The sequence below is a fragment of the Gluconobacter sp. OJA genome (assembly GCF_039638325.1).
Classification (GTDB): domain Bacteria; phylum Pseudomonadota; class Alphaproteobacteria; order Acetobacterales; family Acetobacteraceae; genus Gluconobacter; species Gluconobacter cerinus.
On record NZ_JBDIWI010000001.1, the window covers coordinates 2103676 to 2122024 of the forward strand.

At 57.3% G+C, this 18349-nt stretch carries 21 protein-coding genes and 2 tRNA genes; 7 read left to right on the forward strand and 16 right to left on the reverse strand.

Annotated elements, in window-relative coordinates; translation table 11 throughout:
* Positions 1-20: 20 nt before the first annotated feature.
* From asnB to ABDK75_RS09585, 10 genes are read right to left on the reverse strand one after another with little or no spacing between them, the layout of a single operon-like run.
* Positions 21-1781, reverse strand: a complete 1761-nt coding sequence (asnB, locus tag ABDK75_RS09540; protein ID WP_346005691.1) for an asparagine synthase (glutamine-hydrolyzing) — start codon at positions 1779-1781, stop codon at positions 21-23.
* Positions 1781-2857, reverse strand: a complete 1077-nt coding sequence (locus ABDK75_RS09545) for a glycosyltransferase (RefSeq protein WP_346005692.1) — start codon at positions 2855-2857, stop codon at positions 1781-1783. Before ABDK75_RS09545 ends, asnB begins: the two co-directional genes overlap by 1 nt.
* 37 nt (positions 2858-2894) lie before the next feature.
* On the reverse strand, positions 2895-3803 hold the full coding sequence (locus ABDK75_RS09550; RefSeq protein WP_346005853.1) for a glycosyltransferase family 9 protein: 909 nt from the start codon (positions 3801-3803) through the stop codon (positions 2895-2897).
* The gene (dnaQ, locus tag ABDK75_RS09555; RefSeq protein WP_346005693.1) at positions 3803-4489 is read right to left on the reverse strand and encodes a DNA polymerase III subunit epsilon; all 687 of its coding nucleotides are present in this window, start codon (positions 4487-4489) and stop codon (positions 3803-3805) included. Before dnaQ ends, ABDK75_RS09550 begins: the two co-directional genes overlap by 1 nt.
* Positions 4486-5091, reverse strand: a complete 606-nt coding sequence (gene coaE / locus ABDK75_RS09560) for a dephospho-CoA kinase (protein WP_346005694.1) — start codon at positions 5089-5091, stop codon at positions 4486-4488. Before coaE ends, dnaQ begins: the two co-directional genes overlap by 4 nt.
* A gap of 3 nt (positions 5092-5094) precedes the next feature.
* Positions 5095-5925 carry a shikimate dehydrogenase gene (locus ABDK75_RS09565; RefSeq protein ID WP_346005695.1) on the reverse strand — a complete coding sequence of 277 codons (831 nt, stop codon included), beginning with the start codon at positions 5923-5925 and terminating at the stop codon, positions 5095-5097.
* On the reverse strand, positions 5922-6686 hold the full coding sequence (locus ABDK75_RS09570) for an N-formylglutamate amidohydrolase (protein ID WP_346005697.1): 765 nt from the start codon (positions 6684-6686) through the stop codon (positions 5922-5924). The genes ABDK75_RS09565 and ABDK75_RS09570 overlap by 4 nt, the downstream gene beginning before the upstream one ends.
* A gap of 15 nt (positions 6687-6701) precedes the next feature.
* Complete coding sequence (locus ABDK75_RS09575) at positions 6702-7337, reverse strand: TlpA disulfide reductase family protein (RefSeq protein ID WP_202206626.1); 636 nt, start codon at positions 7335-7337, stop codon at positions 6702-6704.
* A 34-nt stretch (positions 7338-7371) separates the two neighbouring features.
* A complete protein-coding gene (locus ABDK75_RS09580) occupies positions 7372-7941 on the reverse strand; it encodes a TlpA disulfide reductase family protein (RefSeq protein WP_215768484.1) in 570 nt (189 codons plus the stop codon).
* 39 nt (positions 7942-7980) lie between these two features.
* Positions 7981-8556 (reverse strand): TlpA disulfide reductase family protein, encoded by a 576-nt coding sequence (locus ABDK75_RS09585; protein WP_339405369.1) that lies wholly within the window; start codon positions 8554-8556, stop codon positions 7981-7983.
* A 15-nt stretch (positions 8557-8571) separates the two neighbouring features.
* Here ABDK75_RS09585 and argH point away from each other — a divergent pair, with 15 nt between their 5' ends.
* Both argH and lptM read left to right on the forward strand, forming a co-directional pair.
* On the forward strand, positions 8572-10017 hold the full coding sequence (gene argH / locus ABDK75_RS09590) for an argininosuccinate lyase (protein WP_346005698.1): 1446 nt from the start codon (positions 8572-8574) through the stop codon (positions 10015-10017).
* The gene (gene lptM / locus ABDK75_RS17840; protein WP_215751551.1) at positions 10014-10151 is read left to right on the forward strand and encodes an LPS translocon maturation chaperone LptM; all 138 of its coding nucleotides are present in this window, start codon (positions 10014-10016) and stop codon (positions 10149-10151) included. The genes argH and lptM overlap by 4 nt, the downstream gene beginning before the upstream one ends.
* A 62-nt stretch (positions 10152-10213) precedes the next feature.
* On the opposite strand, the gene gluQRS is transcribed toward lptM, so the two are convergent.
* On the reverse strand, positions 10214-11047 hold the full coding sequence (gene gluQRS / locus ABDK75_RS09595) for a tRNA glutamyl-Q(34) synthetase GluQRS (RefSeq protein ID WP_211502106.1): 834 nt from the start codon (positions 11045-11047) through the stop codon (positions 10214-10216).
* Positions 11048-11197: 150 nt separating this feature from the next.
* On the opposite strand from gluQRS, the gene ABDK75_RS09600 reads away from it, so the two are divergent.
* Positions 11198-11761, forward strand: coding sequence for an HNH endonuclease (locus ABDK75_RS09600; RefSeq protein WP_046899613.1), 564 nt, complete (start codon positions 11198-11200; stop codon positions 11759-11761).
* A gap of 42 nt (positions 11762-11803) precedes the next feature.
* On the forward strand, positions 11804-12253 hold the full coding sequence (locus ABDK75_RS09605) for a CHRD domain-containing protein (RefSeq protein ID WP_046899614.1): 450 nt from the start codon (positions 11804-11806) through the stop codon (positions 12251-12253).
* A gap of 161 nt (positions 12254-12414) precedes the next feature.
* Here the strand turns inward: ABDK75_RS09605 and ABDK75_RS09610 are convergent, their stop codons facing one another.
* A complete protein-coding gene (locus tag ABDK75_RS09610; protein ID WP_346005700.1) occupies positions 12415-13965 on the reverse strand; it encodes a M81 family metallopeptidase in 1551 nt (516 codons plus the stop codon).
* A gap of 365 nt (positions 13966-14330) precedes the next feature.
* Positions 14331-15953, reverse strand: a complete 1623-nt coding sequence (gene guaA, locus ABDK75_RS09615) for a glutamine-hydrolyzing GMP synthase (RefSeq protein WP_174694761.1) — start codon at positions 15951-15953, stop codon at positions 14331-14333.
* 75 nt (positions 15954-16028) lie between these two features.
* Between guaA and ABDK75_RS09620 the strand changes: the two genes are divergently transcribed.
* The 3 genes from ABDK75_RS09620 (at position 16029) to ABDK75_RS09630 (ending at position 16656) form a co-directional block, all read left to right on the forward strand.
* Entirely contained in the window at positions 16029-16403 is a 375-nt protein-coding gene (locus ABDK75_RS09620) for a hypothetical protein (RefSeq protein ID WP_086634037.1), read from the forward strand.
* Positions 16404-16466: 63 nt separating this feature from the next.
* Positions 16467-16543, forward strand: a tRNA-Arg gene (locus ABDK75_RS09625).
* Positions 16544-16579: 36 nt separating this feature from the next.
* Positions 16580-16656, forward strand: a tRNA-Arg gene (locus ABDK75_RS09630).
* A 19-nt stretch (positions 16657-16675) separates the two neighbouring features.
* Here the strand turns inward: ABDK75_RS09630 and ABDK75_RS09635 are convergent.
* The 3 genes from ABDK75_RS09635 to ABDK75_RS09645 form a co-directional block, all read right to left on the reverse strand.
* Positions 16676-17101, reverse strand: a complete 426-nt coding sequence (locus ABDK75_RS09635) for a response regulator (protein WP_233126240.1) — start codon at positions 17099-17101, stop codon at positions 16676-16678.
* Between the two features lie 128 nt (positions 17102-17229).
* Positions 17230-17922 carry a trypsin-like serine protease gene (locus ABDK75_RS09640; protein WP_346005702.1) on the reverse strand — a complete coding sequence of 231 codons (693 nt, stop codon included), beginning with the start codon at positions 17920-17922 and terminating at the stop codon, positions 17230-17232.
* Positions 17919-18311 carry a cytidine deaminase gene (locus ABDK75_RS09645; protein WP_346005704.1) on the reverse strand — a complete coding sequence of 131 codons (393 nt, stop codon included), beginning with the start codon at positions 18309-18311 and terminating at the stop codon, positions 17919-17921. Before ABDK75_RS09645 ends, ABDK75_RS09640 begins: the two co-directional genes overlap by 4 nt.
* Between the last annotated feature and the right edge of the window lie 38 nt (positions 18312-18349).

Sequence of the window (18349 nt, forward strand, 5' to 3'; positions counted from 1 at the left end):
CAGTCTGATGAAAACCGCACTTAGCGAGCGCGGGAAAGTGTCTCGAAAACATCTCCGTCAGCCGGAATGCCTTCAACATGGTGTCGGAACCACAAAGCGTAGAACAGCAGCGTCCAGGCTTGGCGGGCGTGACCGCGCTGGGTCGCAGTCGAGAAAATACGTTCGACCTTGTGCGGAGCCATGACGTCCTGAATGCAGGACTGTTGCGCCACCAGCGGGCCCAGTCGTTGAGACTGTTTCTCGATCCACGGCCCAACAGGCACAGTGAAACCCTGCTTTGGGGCGAAAGGCTTTGCCTGTGGAAGCGCATCCTGAAGCCAGCGGCGCAGAAGCCACTTGCCGTATCCATCCCGCACTTTGAAATGATCCGGGAGAGACCAGACAGCCTTGGCCACAACAGGGTCCAGTAGCGGTGTGCGCCCCTCAGCAGAATGCGCCATCAGGCAGCGGTCCAACTTGAGCAACAAGTCATTCGGGAGCCATTCGGCGATATCAAGCGCTTGCACTGCGGGAAGCCCCGTCAAACGCTGGGACAGTTCCATGGCCGCGAGCCCGGCGCGCCACTGACGCCCCTGTCCCGGCACACACCGACCAAATGTACCCGAACGCCAGGGGCCTCTTCCGCCGCGCCACCATGGCTTCATAGCCCGACGATAGCGCCCATACCCAGCAAAGAGCTCATCTCCCCCCTCGCCGCTCAGGATCACAGTGACGTCCTTGCGCGCTTCCTGCGCCAGAAACCACGTTGGAATAATCGCGTAGTCTGCCGCAGGATCATCCATGCAGGCCACAATGGCAGGCAGATGGGACCAGACCATTGCTTCTGTGACGGTCAGAACATGATGATCTGCACCAACCGAAGCCGCCAGCGCTGCGGCATCGGTAGATTCGTCCGCTTTTCCAGTGTCAAAGCGCGCCGTCCAGGTCATGGGGCGCGGTAGCCCGAGTTTATGAGCGGCGGCGAGGATAGCAGAGCTGTCAATTCCGCCCGATAGAAACAGTCCCAGAGGAACATCGGCCCGAAGGTGCGCATGAACACTGTCAGTTAAGGCGGCATCGAGCCTGCGCAGAGCCTGCTCGTCCGTCAGGTCAGCGGGGATGGTTTCCGTGGCTTCCTGCAAAGCGTGGCGACGACGCGATTCAACGATCCGCCCATCCACAATCCGCAGGGTTTCACCCGGCAACAGGCGCCGTATTCCCGGGAAAACTGTTTTTTGCCCGGTTGTGAACTGAAGCTGGAGCAGTTCATTCCGCGCCTTGCTCCTGACCCGCCGAACCCCAAAGCCTCCGGCCAGCAAAGCCTGCGCCTCTGAGGCGAAAGCAATTCCACCTTCGTATTCCGCAATATAAAGTGGCTTGATGCCGAACGGATCGCGGGACAGCAGCATTTCGTGCTGGCCTTGCTCGTTCTCAACGGCGGCGATGGCGTACATGCCGCGCAGTTCGTGCGTATAGCCAGTTCCATCTCTCAGCCAGAGGTGCAAAGGCGGTTCACAATCGCTCCTGGTCTGGAAACGATCAGCAGGAAACGTACTGCGAATGTCCGGATCGTTGTAAATCTCTCCATTGGCAATCAACGCCGCATTCCCGACCCGGAAGGGTTGGGTTCCGCCAGCAATATCCACGATGGACAGACGGCGATGTCTCAGTGCTGCGCCTGTAAGATCCAGGCGCCCTTCCCCATCCGGCCCACGATGAAAAATCGCAGCAGACATTCGTTCCAGCGCGGCTTGATCGGGTGCCTTTCCGGGCAGACAGGACAGACCGGCGATTCCACACATCAGGTCAGCCCTCCGTCCAGAAATTCGGACCAGCGGGCCATCACGACATCCTGTGCAAACTCGCGCTCGAACCGGGCACGACCATTGTGTCGCAAACGCAGGGCAAGAGCTTTATCTTCCAGAATATTTCCGATCTGGACAGAGAGGGCTTTAGCATCCTCAACGGGAGCAAGAAGGCCATCTTCAGTCCCGGAAAGAATTTCCTGAGGCCCCTGAATAGCACTTCCGACAACAGGCACCGCTGCTGAAAGACCTTCAATCACGACATTTCCAAGCGGCTCGATCCGCGATGGGCAAACCATAACATCACAGGCCCGCAACCATGGCCCACTCTCCGCGACCCACCCCGGAAGATGAACACGGCCTGAAAGATTTTCGCTTCGGATCAGCGCTTCCAGCGTCGCACGTTCCGGACCTTCCCCAGCAATGACGAGGTGCACGCTTGGCAGACGGGTCATGGCGCGTATCAGGACATCAAACGCCTTGTTTCCATGCAGGCGTCCTAGAGCCAGCACAAACGGAACATCGGGAGGCAGGAAATCCGGGCGTACCGGTGTCACAGACGCAAAATCGGTCGCAAAATTCGGTAGGTAATGAACGCGATCCGCAGGCCATCCCTGGGCTTTCATCCAATCGGCCAAACCACGTGTATTACCAATCAGATGCTCGCAGCGCCGATAATTGGACAGATCGTAGTATCCGCCCAAACGCCCCGCTGTCCGCCAAGGACCTGTTGGCAGTTTGCGCGCCGCACGACTCATCCAGGCCACAACGACATCAGGCTGAAACTCATTCAGGTTCCGCCGCAAATGCGACCGCGTACTGACGTCCAGAGCGCCACCAAACCTGAACGTATGTGTTTCCACGCAAGCGGCACGCAGACGATCTTCCCGTGCGGAATCATGCCGGATCAGCGCGCGAACTGGGCGCTCATCCTGAGTTTGAGCCATGGAAAGGCGCTCAAAGAACAGTTCCGCCCCGCCTCGTGCCGAGCCCGCCATGACATGGGCCACTCTGGCTTTGCGCCCGGGAAAAGAAGACGACACCGCAGGCGAAGGCTGGAAAAAAACACTCATACTTTCTCTATCGGCCATGCAGGGCAGCGCTTCAAGGTCAGGTCCGGAAGGAACCAGCGTTTCCTGCCAGAATGGCTTTGGCAACATCCAGAACCGCTTCGACACTCAGGTCTTCCAACGACGCTTTTCCTTCCGGACCGGGAGCCGCGATTGCGAACGCCTCAGCCCCCGACGGAGCATATTCGGACATGCGGGAGGGACCAAACAGACCAAGCGTGGGCGTTCCGGCAGCGGCGGCCAAATGCATGAGGCCTGAGTCATTGCCTACGAAGAGCGCACAACGAGCAAGCAGCGCGGCTACTTCTCCAAGAGACCTGTCTCCGCCTAGGTCCAGCGCCTCCGGGAGCGCTTCCAGAACAGGTCTGGCCCGTTCTTTTTCTGCATCTCCCGGCCCATAAAACAGAACAGGTCGCATCCCCTGACGACGCAGGCCCTCAGCAAGCGCGACAAATCGCTCTGGAGGCCAGATTTTGCCATCCCAGTTCGCCGTTGGCCCCAAAGCCAGCCAAGGGCCACCCGCAAGCAGGTCTTCTGCAGTTTTGTCATGTTGGCTGGAGGTCCAGACACGCGGCATCGGTGTTTTGTGACGGCCAAGCGCATCACGAAGCTGCTCGATTTTGCGTCCGTCCCGACGTCCTCCCTGGACGATCAACCTTCGACGGGTCCGCAGCGTGAGGCTGAGGAGGGAACCCCGCAGATCCACAACCATAAACCAGCGCGTTCGGACGCAGGCAGACCAGAGGTCCAGCCAGTGTCGATCGTGGCGGCGTTTTTCAAGAGTAATAACCCGCTCACAGCGAGGGTCTGGCTCGAACAACCCTGCCGCGACCGGTCCACAGACAACGGTAAATACAGCTGCCGGATAGCGTTTTTGCAGAGCATCCAGCACACCAGTGGAAATAACGGCATCGCCAAGCCTGTTGGACGTGATGAACAGGATCTTCATCAGTCGCGGCGCCACACCGGATCCTTCAGACCATCCACAAAAGCTGTATGAGCCGCCAGCTCTTCTGCATTCGGAAGCGGCATTTTCCGTGGGGTCCGGTTCGCGAGCATATCACCTGCTTCAGCAATACTGCGGCTCCGTGAAGGTCCAGCCAATCCAAGCCCGCGCTGGCGGCCGCCCATCAGTTCGACATACACGTCTGCCAGCAATTTGCAGTCCAGCAGAGCGTTATGGGTGCCACGCTGGGACAGGTCGATGTTGAAGCGGCGACACAACGCATCAAGGCTGGCGGGCATACCCGGATATTTTTTGCGCGCCATTTCCACGGTATCGATCGCACGACTGGCGTAATCCAGCGGCGCGCGACCGCATTTTTGCAGTTCGGCGTTCACGAATTTGAAGTCGAAGCGCGCGTTATGCGCGATCATCGGGGCATCGCCAATAAATTCCAGAAATCCGTCTGCGATTTCTGGAAACTTCGGCGCACCCTCCAGATCTTCAATCCGAAAACCGTGCACCTTCGTGGCCTCGGCCGGAATGTCGCGCTCCGGATGCACCATAACGTGGTAATAATTGGTCGTCGGCAGATCATCGATCAGTTCGATGGCTGCAATTTCGATGATACGATCGCCCTGATCCGGGTCAAAGCCTGTGGTTTCCGTATCGAACAGGATTGAGCGTTTCATGAAGCCTCGCGCAGACGGTGCAAAAGAGCGCGAACCTGCCGGGCAGCAGATCCGCGGGAAAGGCCGGTTCGTATCACGATGTGTGCCCGGCGTCTGCGTTCGTGGTCCGGCATTTGCCGTGCGATAAGGGAACGTGCCTGTGCTTCGCTCATTCTGGCACCCGTTTTCCCGCGCTGATGAATACGGGACAGGCGTGTTGCCATGGGGGCCTCAACCACCACCACTACATCGCATTTCCGGTCCTCACCGATTTCCATCAGAAGCGGAATATCCAGGACACAGAACGGTTCTTTTCGCGCACGACATTGACGCAGGAACCTCTCTCGCTCGGCTTTTACAAGCGGATGCATGATGGCCTCCAACGCTTGAAGCGCGGCCACATTTCCAACCACAGCCTGACGCAGGGCCATACGATTCAGAACGCCGTTCTGCACTGCAACAGGAAAGACGCGGGCAATGGCGGGGAGCGCCTTTCCTCTTGGCCCCTGAAGGGTCCGCACAACAGCGTCCGCGTCAAAAACCGGCACACCGGCCCGGCGAAACAGAGCGGCGACTGTACTTTTCCCCGCCGCCATTCCGCCAGTCAGACCGATGATTTTCATGGGTTAGCGCAAACTTGCAGCCAGCAGATTGAAGGTTGCCTCATCGGCTTCCGGGTCTACTCCGAACCAGGATCGAAATCCTGCCCGAGCCTGATGAATCAGCATCCCGAGACCATCAACCGTTTGCAGATCGGCAGCTTTTGCCGCTTTCAGGAGCGGTGTCTCCCGCGGAGTATAAACAATATCTGTCACGCACAGGCTGGACCCGGCCTGTCGCAGCATTGCGCTCCAGTCTATGTCGGCTTTGCCGTTCATCCCCAGCGACGTTGCATTGACCAGAAGTGAACAGCCCGGAAGGAGAGACGGCCAGTCATACCACTCGACAGCTTCCCCTCCCTTCAAGGCCTCGACCATTGCTTCGGCGCGCGCCATGGTTCGGTTCGCGACTACAACTTCACAGCCGCGATCCAGCAGTGCAGCCGCAACGGCGCGCGCTGCGCCTCCAGCCCCAAGGATTAGCGCTCGGCCGGACAAGGTGACCCCATGTGCGGTGAGGTTGTCACAAAAACCCGTGCCGTCAGTGCAGTCACCGATAATCTGACCATTCTCAAAACGCACAGTGTTAACGGCTCCCGCACGCCTGGCGGTATCCGTCATGCTGTCGCAGGCCCGCATCGCGGCTTCCTTGTGCGGAATCGTGACATTCACGCCCCGAAAGCCTGCTGCAGCCAGTCCCTTGAGAGCAGCCTCAAAATGTTCCGGTCGCGTGGGGAGCGGCACATACGCCCCGTTCACATCGTGCACCCTGCACCAGTGATTGTGCAGCATGGGCGAACGAGAATGCTCCACGGGCCATCCCATGACACCAGCAAGTTTTGTATGTCCGTCAATCATGCAGCCAGTGTCTCCCAGACCTGAGGCAGAAGTCTTGCGAGACGCTCCGCCCATGCACGTTGCCCCTCCTCATCCGCAATAAGGTCCTGTCGAAGTTCAATTTCCAGATAGGGCAACCCGTTTGCTTCTGCATGCCGGGGGACTGTGTATTCGTTGGTATCAGTCAGGACGTAAGGCTCATTGTCTCCAACGCAAAGGTCACCTTCTGTCCGCAGAGTATCGATCATCACGCGAGCCATCCGGCTATCCTTGTGATGAAGAATGCCGATCTGCCAGGGGCGCCGAACACCCGCCATTTCCGGGGTAAAGCTGTGCAAGGCAATCAGCGCCGTCGGGCGCGATGTCCGTTCCGCCAGAACCTCGGCAATTGCATCGTGATAGGGATGAAGGATTTCGCGCTCTCGCCGTGCCCGGCAATGAACAGGCGCTTCACTGTTTCCTGGAACATGGGTCCCATCACTGACATGAGGCATGGATGTCGGGTGACCCGGCGCGCGGTTACAATCGATGACCAGCCGGGAATAGACCTGCTCAATCAGGGGAGAGCCCAGCAGGTCACGCAGAAACCGCCCTACCCCGACGATCCCGATGTCCCATGCAATGTGCCGGTGCCAGTCCGGTTCCCTGACGCCCAGAAACTCCAGTGCTTTGGGAACAGCTTTTCCCGCATGGTCACTCACCAGCACGAACGGTGACGGTTGGGTCTCAGGGAACAGGAGGAACGGTGCCGGATCATCGGCACCCAGCAGAGAAAGGGACATCGACTCTTTACGTTGTTAGCCTGCGAGGACGGACAAGGTATGGCGGACCGCATCGGCAGACCAGTCCATATTCCCAATGGCCTCGGCGACAACCTCACCCTTGGCGTTCAGCAGAAGGGACCGGGGCACGCCATGCAGCGCCATGACACTTGGCGTAAGATCTTTCAGATCGTCCGGACGTACATGCTTGATAGACGCCACCAGAGCATCCTGATCGGCCGTTTCCATCATTACAGAGGACGTCGGGTCCACGAGAAGCGGCAGGGCGTCAATCTGGTGTGCATCATAAAAGGCCCGGACCTTGGGCACCGTACTGCCGCGCACGGCTGCCGTCACAATCTGTGGCCCGTCTGCACCCAGAGCCTTGGCCGTCGCGTTAACGGAGGGAAGTTCACGAATGCACGGCGGGCACCAGGTCGCCCAGAAGTGCAGAACGAAGGGCTTGCCGAACCAATGCGACAAAGGGACTTCCTGCCCCTGCTCATTCTGGAAAGAGAGCACTGGCAGAGCACGAGGCTTGGCCAGAACGCCAAATGAATTCGGGACAAAGGGTATGCCTTTGTCTTCAGCAGAAGCGCTGAAAACACGGGAAGAAGCGAGCAGTCCGGCGGCTCCTGCGAGCGCGGCACGGCGGGTCAAAGAAAAAGTCATTAGTGGAATTCCTGGTGTCGTCAGAAAATTAAAATCAGATTCCGGCAAGAACGTCGTGCAGTTGACGCGCGGCATCAGGGGCGGACCAGTTCACGCCACCTTCGGCCGCAGCCCGAAGACGACCCGACGAATCAATCAGGTATGTGACTGGAATGGCGACATCGGATGTCTTCAACCATGCTTTGTAAGCAGCCTTGTCCATCGTCCACGCCGGGAGGTGCTTCAGACCCGCCGCATCCAGAAATGACGCAACCTTTTCCGGTGTGCCACTGGCTACAGCAGCGGGAATGATGGGACAGTCTGTTCCCAGGGACGCACAGAAAGCGTCGAGCTTTGGAAGCTCCTGTTTGCAAGGACCGCACCATGTTGCCCACACATGCAGCAGGAACGGCTTACCCCGCATCGAGGCCAGCGATTGCGTTGCCCCTGCTGGGCCAATCAGTTGCAGCGCTACGGGCTCAAGCTGCGGCTTACCCGGCGCCAAACTCCTGACCGAACGAAGATTTTCCTGTTTTCCAGCCCATGCGGCACCAGACAGGCCGGCAGCCACGCTCAAACCGCCTACGCCCGCAATAAATCCACGCCGACCAATCGTCACTGCCATCAAATCACTCGTTCTGCTGTCACTTCCGCCAGAACACCATTACTTTTTCAAAGCTGCAATAACTTTTCTGAACTGCGCCACACTCTCTGGCGCACCCCAGTCCGTTTCGCCTTCAATCACCGCGCGAAGACGACCCTCTGCATCAATCAGATAGGTAGACGGAAAGCTCAGCGGCTTTTCACCCAGCCAGCTCTGGAATTCATGAGCATCCGCAGACCACGGATCAATATGGGTCAGATTTTGCGCCTTAAGAAACGCAGCGACGGCATCCGGCCCATGACTGGCCATGGCGACCGGGACGATAGGGCTGTCGTCTCCAAGCGCCTTCATAAAGGCATCCAGCTGCGGCAGTTCATGTTTGCAGGGCGCACACCAGGTTGCCCAGACATGCAGAACAAATGGCGTGCCACGCCAGGCGGACAAGGCACGACTGCCGCCCTCCGGCCGCTGGAGCTTCAATTCCAGCGGAGCAAGACGTGCCGCCGCTGGCTCCAGAGACGGAACAATCGGTTTCGGGCGATCTTCAGCACGTGCGGAATTGCGCAGGCTGGCCGCCGCAGCTAGGCTTAGGCCTCCTGAAAGAAGGGTTCGCCGGTCGATCTGCTTCTGTTTCATCCTGTTACGGTTATCATGAAAAACGTTCCTGTCGAAAAAGAAACCGATCCTGCCTCAAGCTTTGAAGGTACGGCTGCCAACCCGCAATGGGGTGGCCGTTTCGCCTCCGGACCGGCTGCGATCATGAGTGAGATCAATGCCTCCATCGGCTTTGATAAAATCCTCTGGCGTCAGGATATCCGCGGCTCTCTTGCACATGCAGCGATGCTTCAGAAGGTCGGCCTTCTGACGGAAACCGAACTTGCGGAAATCCGGCAGGGACTGGGGGATATCGCACAGGAAATCGGCGAAGGACGCTTCGAGTTCGCCCCTGCCCTCGAAGACATTCACATGAACATCGAGGCACGCCTCTCCGAGCGGATTGGCGAAGCCGGCAAGCGCCTGCACACGGCACGGTCCCGCAATGATCAGGTGGCCACGGATTTCCGCCTGTGGGTGCGTGATGCGATTGACGGCCTTCAGGAACAGACTGCTTCCCTCATGCGCGCCCTTGCAACCCGCGCACTGGAACATCACGCAACGCCGATGCCCGGCTTCACGCATCTTCAGGTCGCTCAGCCTGTAACGTTCGGCCATCACCTTCTGGCTTACGTCGAAATGCTCTCCCGCGACCGTGGGCGCCTGCGCGATGCACGGGCTCGGTTGAACGAATGTCCGCTGGGATCAGCGGCTCTGGCTGGAACGTCCTTCCCGATCGACCGTGCAATGACGGCAGCAGCGCTGGATTTTGATCGCCCGACGGCCAATTCACTCGACGCCGTTTCAGACCGTGATTTCGCTCTCGAATTCCTGTCAGCCCTGTCTCTTCAGGCCATGCATCTGTCGCGACTGGCTGAAGAAATCGTCATGTGGGCATCCGCTCCTTTCGGATTCGTAACCCTGTCGGACGCGTTCACAACCGGCTCGTCCATCATGCCGCAGAAGCGTAACCCTGACGCGGCTGAACTGGTGCGCGCCAAGATCGGCCGCATTATGGGGAATTTTGTTGGCCTGCTGACTGTCATGAAGGGCCTGCCACTGGCCTACGCAAAGGACACGCAGGAAGACAAAGAACCTGTCTTTGACGCGACAGAAGCCATGACGCTCTCCCTTGCTGCCATGGACGGGATGATCCGGGACCTTAAGCCCAACACGGACCGAATGCGTGAAGTCGCAGGCATGGGCTTCTCCACCGCCACAGATCTGGCGGACTGGCTGGTGCGTGAACTCCGCGTGCCTTTCCGGACGGCTCATCACGTTACAGGCCGTTTGGTTGGCCTGGCTGAACAGAAAGGCTGTGATCTGGCTGATCTGTCCCTTGCCGAAATGCAGGCGGTGGAACCCGGCATCACTGCAGGCATTTTTGATGTTCTGACGGTTGAATCTTCCCTCGCCTCCCGCACCAGCTTTGGCGGCACGGCTCCGTCCAACGTTCAGCAGCAGGCTCAGGCCTGGCTGAACAAACTTGGAGAGACGACATGAAACGTTTTTTGATTCTCAGTCTGACTTTTCTCGCCCTCAGCACCAGCCTGAGCGCCTGTGGAAAGAAAGGCGCGCCACGCCCACCGGGCCCAGACTCTGACGTCACATACCCGCGGAGCTATCCTGCGGAGTAGCACTTTGCTCCGGTAAGCACTTTTCATGGGATGCCCCCACTCCGCTGGGTCATCCCATGATTTCAGCTCTCCGCGAGTGCTTGAAGCACGAGCGGATGAGCCAGAACCTGCTCGGCAGTCCATCCAGCAGCACGCAGCGTCCGAATACCTTCCACTCCATTCCGTTTTGAGAGCTTCTGGCCACCTGCGTCTTTGATAAGGGCATGATGGCGATAGTGAGGTTCTGGCCATTTCATCAAGCACTGAAGAACACGATGAATGGATGTTGCGCCATACAGATCCCGACCACGCGTGACACAGTTCACACCCTGTTTGGCATCATCATGCGTGACGCAGAGGTGATAGGAAACACCCGTGTCCCGTCGGGCCAGCACAACGTCTCCAAATTCGTCAGCGCGGCCAGAAATTCTTCCCTGCCCCACTTCGTACCAAGACGGAACTTCCTGAAGCTCATCAAGCGCGCGCTGCATGTTCAGGCGCCAGGCTGGCACACGCCCGGATATTAATCGGCCGCCACAGAGACATGTGCCCGGGTAAACAATACTTCCGTCTGGAGCATAAGACGTAGAAGCCGCAGCAATTTCAGCTCGTGTACAAACGCAGGGGTAGAGAAGCTCCCTGTTCCTGAGTTCAGTCAAAACATGGGCATATTCCGCCAGATGCCGGGATTGTTGACGCACAGGTTCCTGCGACCATAGCCCCAGCCATTGCAGATCCTCGCCCAGCGCATCGGTAAAAGCTGATGTGCACCGCGCGGTATCAATGTCCTCAATCCGCACAAGAAACCGCCCACCCTGTCCGGCGGACGCACGCGCGTGAAGGGCAGACACAACATGTCCAAGATGCAGGAAACCAGTCGGGCTGGGCGCAAAGCGCGTTACAGGAGACAGCGTCATCAAGCTTTCATCAGGGTTTTCTTGCAGTTCATGAATTTTACTGAAATAGTCATCTCAAAGAAGCCGACGACGCATGTTTATCGGCGTTTGTCTTAAGTTTTCTACGCCGAAGTTCCCGCATGTGCCGTCCTTCAAAAAAGGAAGCGCGTGGTGCCTGTCAGTAGTCAGCATTTTCCGGCTCTTGTTCTGAATGCGGATTTTCGTCCGCTCTCATACTTTCCGCTGTCGCTATGGTCATGGCAGGAAGCCGTGAAGGCTGTGTTTCTGGACCGGGTATCCGTTCTATCAGAGTACGAAGACGCCGTCGTTCACTCTCCCAGCATGGCCATGCGCCTTCCCAGCGTCATCGCACTGAAAGATTACATTCCCTCAGCACGAAAACCCGCTTTCACACGGTTCAACGTTTTCTTGCGGGACAATTTTTCGTGTCAGTACTGCCATGATCGATTGCCAACACATGAGCTGACTTTCGATCACGTTATCCCCCGTGCGAAAGGGGGAAAAACAACCTGGCAGAACGTTGTTACCGCCTGCAGCCCCTGCAATCTCCTCAAAGGCTCCCGCCTCCCCAGCGAGATCGGCATGCATCCCCACCGAAAACCCGATCAGCCCAGCAGCCGCCTTCTTCAGGAAAACGGGAGGACCTTCCCGCCCCACTATCTTCACGAAAGCTGGCGTGATTATCTGTACTGGAACACTGAACTGGAGACCTGACACCACGTTTAGTGTCTCCAACTCCTGCAAGGATCACGTTCCATGCGTACAGGTCTCTTTGTTACCGCTCTCGCGCTGGGTCTCTCCGTTACGGCCCTGCCTGCTTCTGCTGAAACGATCCATCTTTTTGGCCCGTTCAAGGGCGAACATGGCGCAACATCCCCGATCAAGGGGTCTGCGTCTGCCATGCTGGACACAACCAAAAATACCCTGTCATACCGTTTCGAAGACAACGGTCTGACAGGTCCGGTCAATGCAATCCACCTGCATGGTCCAGCAGCCGAGGGTGAAGATGCAGGCGTAATTGCGCCGATCCCTGGCCCTTACCAGACCCGGATGACGGGAACCCTGACACTGACAGCAGATCAGGTGAAGGACGTGCTGGCAGGCAAAAGCTACATCAACCTGCACACGGAAAAATTCCCATCAGGTGAGGCTCGCGCCCAGCTCACGACAGAGCTGACAGGCCACAAGCACCATATGGAACACTAAGGTCTTTCCAGCCCAAACAAAGGCCTGCTTCGAAAGGAGCAGGCCTTTTTTCTGGATAGAGCTTAACGAGCGTTTATATCCGCCTCAAGTGACCATCCAGTTACCCGAGGCGTAGTTTTATGCGGATTAAAGAGAGGATCTGCCTCCTCTATCCACCCTCCTTAGCTGCGATGAATTCGAGCCGACACATAAGGTTTCGGCGTGTACGTCAGATCGGGCACCCAGGGCCACGTCGGTTTACGGCGATGATTACCGATATTGACGATATCCTGATTGATAGCCCCCGGCGAAAGCGCCATGAGCGCCGGATTGGCCAGCGGCTTCATGGTTGGGTTGAGATACCCGCATTTCAGAACGACAATGCTAAAATCAGTTGGCTCCAGCCCAATATCCCGGAATGCTTCCGCCGAATGATACAGACGCCGCCGAGCAGAAAGCGTCGCCGTGATGCCATTGAATTCAATGACAGCTTCACCTTCATCGGGATGCGAGACCGGCGTCAGATGCTTCACAGTCGCGCGGACATGCACAGGCTTGCACATCACGGGATCCAGGGTCGCGCCGATAGATAACGGAAGAACTGCACCAACACCCGCCTTGTAACAGGCATCCGTTGCAGGCCGATCCGTCATTCCACCCAGCAGAACATTCTTCGCGCCAGCCTTTAGCAAAGCCTGAAGGAAAAAAGTCTGGTCAGAGTTGCCGCCACCGCCCGGATTATCTCCGGAGTCCGAAATGACCACGGGATGCGTTTTTGATGACATCGCACGGCTGAGACACTCATCGATCGTCCCGGTTGGTGTGCCGAAATGAAAGTCGTGTCGTGCGTCCCAGTATCGCTGCGCCAGTTCCGTAGCGATACGCTTCTGCTCTTCGACGTTCGTACCCGTGACAACCACGGAGGCAGCCGAACGGGGCTCATCAGCCCAGACATATCCAACCAGTTGGGAGACATCGAGAATACCTGGCAGCCGATTGTATTCCGCCAGATCCGCCCACAGGCGGCGTCCCGGTTCCCATTCTGTGCTGCTCTGCTCACCCGGAAGCAGCGCCGGTATGCTTGCCCACACAATTCCGGGCCGTAAGCCGTAACGTAGACAATGTGTAAGCATATCCGTAGCCCGCATGACATTCTCGATACGATCAACATGCGGCGCCGTGCGGTATGCCGTCAGAGCATCCAGCGTATCGACACTGCGCTGACTGAGATTACCGTGAAGATCGTAATAGGCGGACAACAGGCAATCTGGCCCGACGACAGAACGCGTTGCGGCATACCAGTCCCCCTCCGCATCATCCATGCCTTCGACACTCAGGGCACCGTGCATAGCCAGGTAAACACCATCCAGCGGTAGGAGCTTGCGCAGACGCTCAAGATATTCTGCTTTCAAAGCCTCATACGTCTTGCGCTCAACTGGGCCGCCTGGTGGTGCGGATGCTTCCAGGGTCGGCAAGAGGTCAAAATCATAACGATGCAGCGGCTGGGACAGCGGCGCTCCAAAAATCTCATCACCTCGGCGCGTGGTGAACTCCGGCATGCGGGAGCGAATACGGCTGTAAGTGCTGCATTCTGACGCAATCCCACCCACGGCAATCCGGGGCGTACCTTTAAAAGCTGGTATCAGCCCGTTTCCACGATCTTGGGCATACCCCTGCCCTCGTAATGCCAGTAGACCCGCTGGAAGCATCTTCAAGATCAGTCTGCGACGCACGTCGTTAGCCCTCGTCCTATTGTCCAGATGTTCAAAAAGCAGGAATTGTCGCAGCTCTCTTAAAGCGGAGGGCCGCCCGGAGTACTCCGCTGAAGGCGCCTCTGAGCAAAAAATGGACCGGCCTTCGAACTGTCACCGTGCCTGACACCGGCAATTCCTCACTTGTTTTGTCCGCCAGAAAATGGCGATGACACGAACATGCGAAAGTCTGAACGAGATCAATATTGTTTTGCTACAAAAACTAATGTCGCAATGCGCGTTAAATTGACGCGAGGCGAAACAAATGGCCGCCTTGATGATAACACCATAAAAAAAGGCCCGTCCCTCTTGGGACAGGCCTTTCCAAATGACAGAGGTTTAGAACCTCATTCCCACTCAATCGTTCCCGGCGGCTTGGACGTAATGTCGTAAGTCACGCGGTTAACACCCCGGACTTCATTGACAATACGGCCAGCAACGCGATTCAGGAACGCGAAGTCGAACGGATAGACTTCAGCGGTCATGCCGTCAGTGCTGGTCACGGCACGCAGAGCACAGGCCTGATCATAGGTCCGGCCATCGCCCATCACACCGACAGTCCGCACAGGAAGCAGAACCGCAAAAGCCTGCCAGATGGCATCATAGAGGCCGGCATTGCGGATTTCTTCCAGGTAGATCGCGTCCACCTTCCGCAGAAGATCCAGCTTTTCCTTGTCGATCTCACCTGGAATACGAATAGCAAGCCCCGGCCCCGGGAACGGATGACGTCCCACAATGTGTTCCGGAATGCCAAGTTCACGCCCCAGTTCACGAACTTCGTCCTTAAACAGTTCGCGGAGAGGCTCGACCAGCTGCATGTTCATGCGATCCGGCAAGCCGCCAACGTTATGATGGGACTTGATGGTAACGGATGGGCCACCCGTGAAGCTGACGCTTTCAATCACGTCTGGGTAGAGCGTGCCCTGAGCAAGGAACTGTGCGCCACCAAGCTTTGCAGCTTCTTCCTCGAACACTTCGATAAAGAGGCGGCCAATGGTCTTCCGCTTGATTTCCGGATCTTTGACACCTGCAAGTTCACTCAGGAACAGGTCAGATGCGTCGCGGTGAACCAGACGGATATTGAAGCGACCACGGAACGTCTTGACGACTTCGTCGGCCTCCCCGGAACGCAGGATGCCCGGATCAACGAAAATACAGGTCAGCTGGTCGCCAATAGCATCATGGATCAGCTTCGCAGCCACGGAGCTGTCCACACCGCCGGATAGACCACAAATGACGCGGCCGTCCCCGACCTGCTTGCGGATACGGGCAATTTCCAGCTCACGGAAGCCAGCCATCGTCCACGTGCCGCTGCAACCCGCTACATTGTGCGTAAAGTTACGAATCAGCGCAGCACCATGCGGCGTGTGCACGACTTCCGGATGGAACTGCACACCATACAGGCGGCGGCCTTCATCGGCGATGATCGCGAACGGAGCCCCTTCCGAATAGGCAACAGCGCGGAAGCCCGGCGGAAGCTGCGTGACGCGATCGCCATGGCTCATCCAGACCTGTTCGCGCTTGCCGCGTGCCCAGACGCCACGGAACAGGGCGCAATCTTCAGCGATGTCGATATAAGCGCGACCGAATTCACGATGTTCGTGCGTTTCGACCTTGCCGCCCAACTTCTGGCACATGGCCTGCTGGCCATAGCAGATGCCAAGAACCGGACGGTTCAGTGAGAAGACGATTTCCGGAATCGCCGGAGCATTTTCGTCATGGACGCTGGCAGGGCTGCCAGACAGAATGATACCGCGCGGATTGAATTCACGGATCTTCTCGTCCGTCGCCGTGAACGGCCAGATCTCACAGTAAACACCGCTCTCACGCACACGGCGGGCGATGAGCTGCGTTACCTGGCTGCCGAAATCCAGAATGAGGATACGGTCTTCGTGAAGTGTTTCGTCGAGTTTCGCGACGGTGCTGGCGTCCTGCTGGGTCAATGTGATGGCCTCGCGTTCCGTGTTCATGGTGCCTTTTGATGCTCTCCTATAAGGTGTTGTGTCGTCTGCGTCATCCATTCTGCATCACAGGACAGGCACAACATGCGTCCGATTGCTCTTTTTTCTCTTTCTGCCATGGCTTTTCTGGCAGCCTGCGCCACTCCTGATCCTGGAAATGATCCATCAGGCCGTTGGGTAGGCGCTCTCGTCACGGATCAGGGCTCCTGCCCTACAGAACGCACGTCCACACTTGATATTCGTGGGCGAAAGATCGTTTTCACACCGGGAGATGGGTCTGAAGTGCTCTCTGGCATCTATCAGCCCGGCGTTCATCACTATCACGCAGAGCTTGCCAGCAAGGACATGAACGGCCGTCCGACCGCGCTGGTTTTTAACGGATATCCCGTTGGTCAGGCGATTGGTGGCACTTTTGGTTCCAGTGCCTGCCGTGCTCACATCACCATGACAAGAAAGTAGAAATTAATTTTCAGAGGGGGGTTGTCAGGTTTTGAAACCGCCTGTAAAACCCCGCCTCAAGACGCACCCGTAGCTCAACTGGATAGAGCACCAGACTACGAATCTGGGGGTTAGAGGTTCAAGTCCTTTCGGGTGCACCATCTTACTTTTGGCTCTGCCAAAAACATACAGTGTTCGCACCCGTAGCTCAACTGGATAGAGCACCAGACTACGAATCTGGGGGTTAGAGGTTCAAGTCCTTTCGGGTGCACCACACAACATCTTCACAAAAATCAGTGCTGCAGTGCTTTCAGAGCACGATAGACGTCTTCCCATTCGTATGGCTTGGGAAGAAACATCGCCTTGTTTGGCAAAGGTCGCTTTTCCTGAAGATAAGCACCTGACGTCAGTACAACGCCGATCTGCGGCCAGCGAGCTCCAACTGTCTCAGCCAGATCCAGTCCGTTGAGCCGTCCGGGCATGTTCACATCCGAAAAGACGAGATCGACTGTCTCACCTTTGGAAAGAATATCCATCGCCTCATCGGCAGTAGCAGCAAGAATCGGGTTATAGCCGGCGTCTTCAAGCATATCCGCAGCCAGAAAGCGCAACAGGGCCTGGTCTTCAACAACCAGCACATTCTTGCGGTGCGTCAGATAGGCGTTGCTCGCATGCATGCCACGAGACTGCCCGACAGACGCCGTTCCTTTCCCTGCCATGACATACATAAAGTGCCCCTTTCCGGACCGAATAAAAAGTGGGGAACACCAAAGATCATGTTTCCCGATCCTTCAAACGCGTCATGCAGGCGATGTTTGCAGAATTATGAAAATTCTTCCGCCATCAACTAAGGAACAAGTGGAGCGGCCAACCCACCTGGCCCCACATCTGCCGCGACAGCAAGCCCGCCGATACCCCACGTTCCGTCCGGCTTTTGAAGCAGAAGCGGAGCGCCGCTTACTCCTTTTGTCGCCTCGCAATCGTGATGGACAAGACCACTGACTGTCACTCCGTTGATATGACAGTCCAGATCGCCGAAAGGCACTTCGTTTCTATCTTGCGAATACCCAACCAGCATTGCCCTTGCGCCATCCTGCACAGGAATCGCCGGGAGAAGATCCCGCGTCGCGATGACTGGTTCCGACAGCAACAGTGTTGCCCGATCACTGGCCCCGGTAGCGGATTCGTTTTTTGGGTCGTATCCGGGTGGGATAATGAATCGCACAACATGAGCATGTTGGCGGTATGAGCCCCGCGAGTATCCCATCAGCACATGAACATCGCTCGGCCGTATGTAAGTGTGCATTTTCGGCAGCCAGAGACAGTGAGCTGCCGTCATGACCACATTGGGAGCTACGGCAAAACCCGTACATTTAACGCCGAGTTCAGTCTGTACACGCCCCAGAATTCGCCAGGGCGCCGCACGGACGTCAATCAGTTCACGTCTGGCCCCGTCCCCAAGACCGGGCAGAGACGGAAGAGGCTGCGCACAGACCGTTCCTACCACCAGCAGTCCTAGAAAACAGGGCCAGTATTTCATTCCAGATTGTCCGGACCGAATGCGTCAGGCAGCAATTCCGCGAGGGTACGTGTCAGGAGCAAAGCTCCTGAGGGCGAAATCATGTGCACTTTCAGATCAGGCAGGCCGAATTCACGGAGTTTCTGCCGACAGCCACCGCACGGTGTGCAGGGTTGATCTCCACCACCTACAATCACGATTTCCTCAATGCGTCGTCCCCCGGCAAGAATCATGGCCGAAATGGCCCCCCCTTCAGCACAGGTTCCAAGCGGATAGGCTGCATTTTCGACATTACAGCCTGAATGAACCACGCCCTCACAGCGCAGGGCCGCGCCAACCTGAAAGCGGGAGTATGGCGCATAGGCCCGGGATCGGGCTTCAAGAGCCCGGGAGATCAGTTCTTCCATCATAATTCAGACACTAGCGCCTGTGTGAACAGCTTGGAACA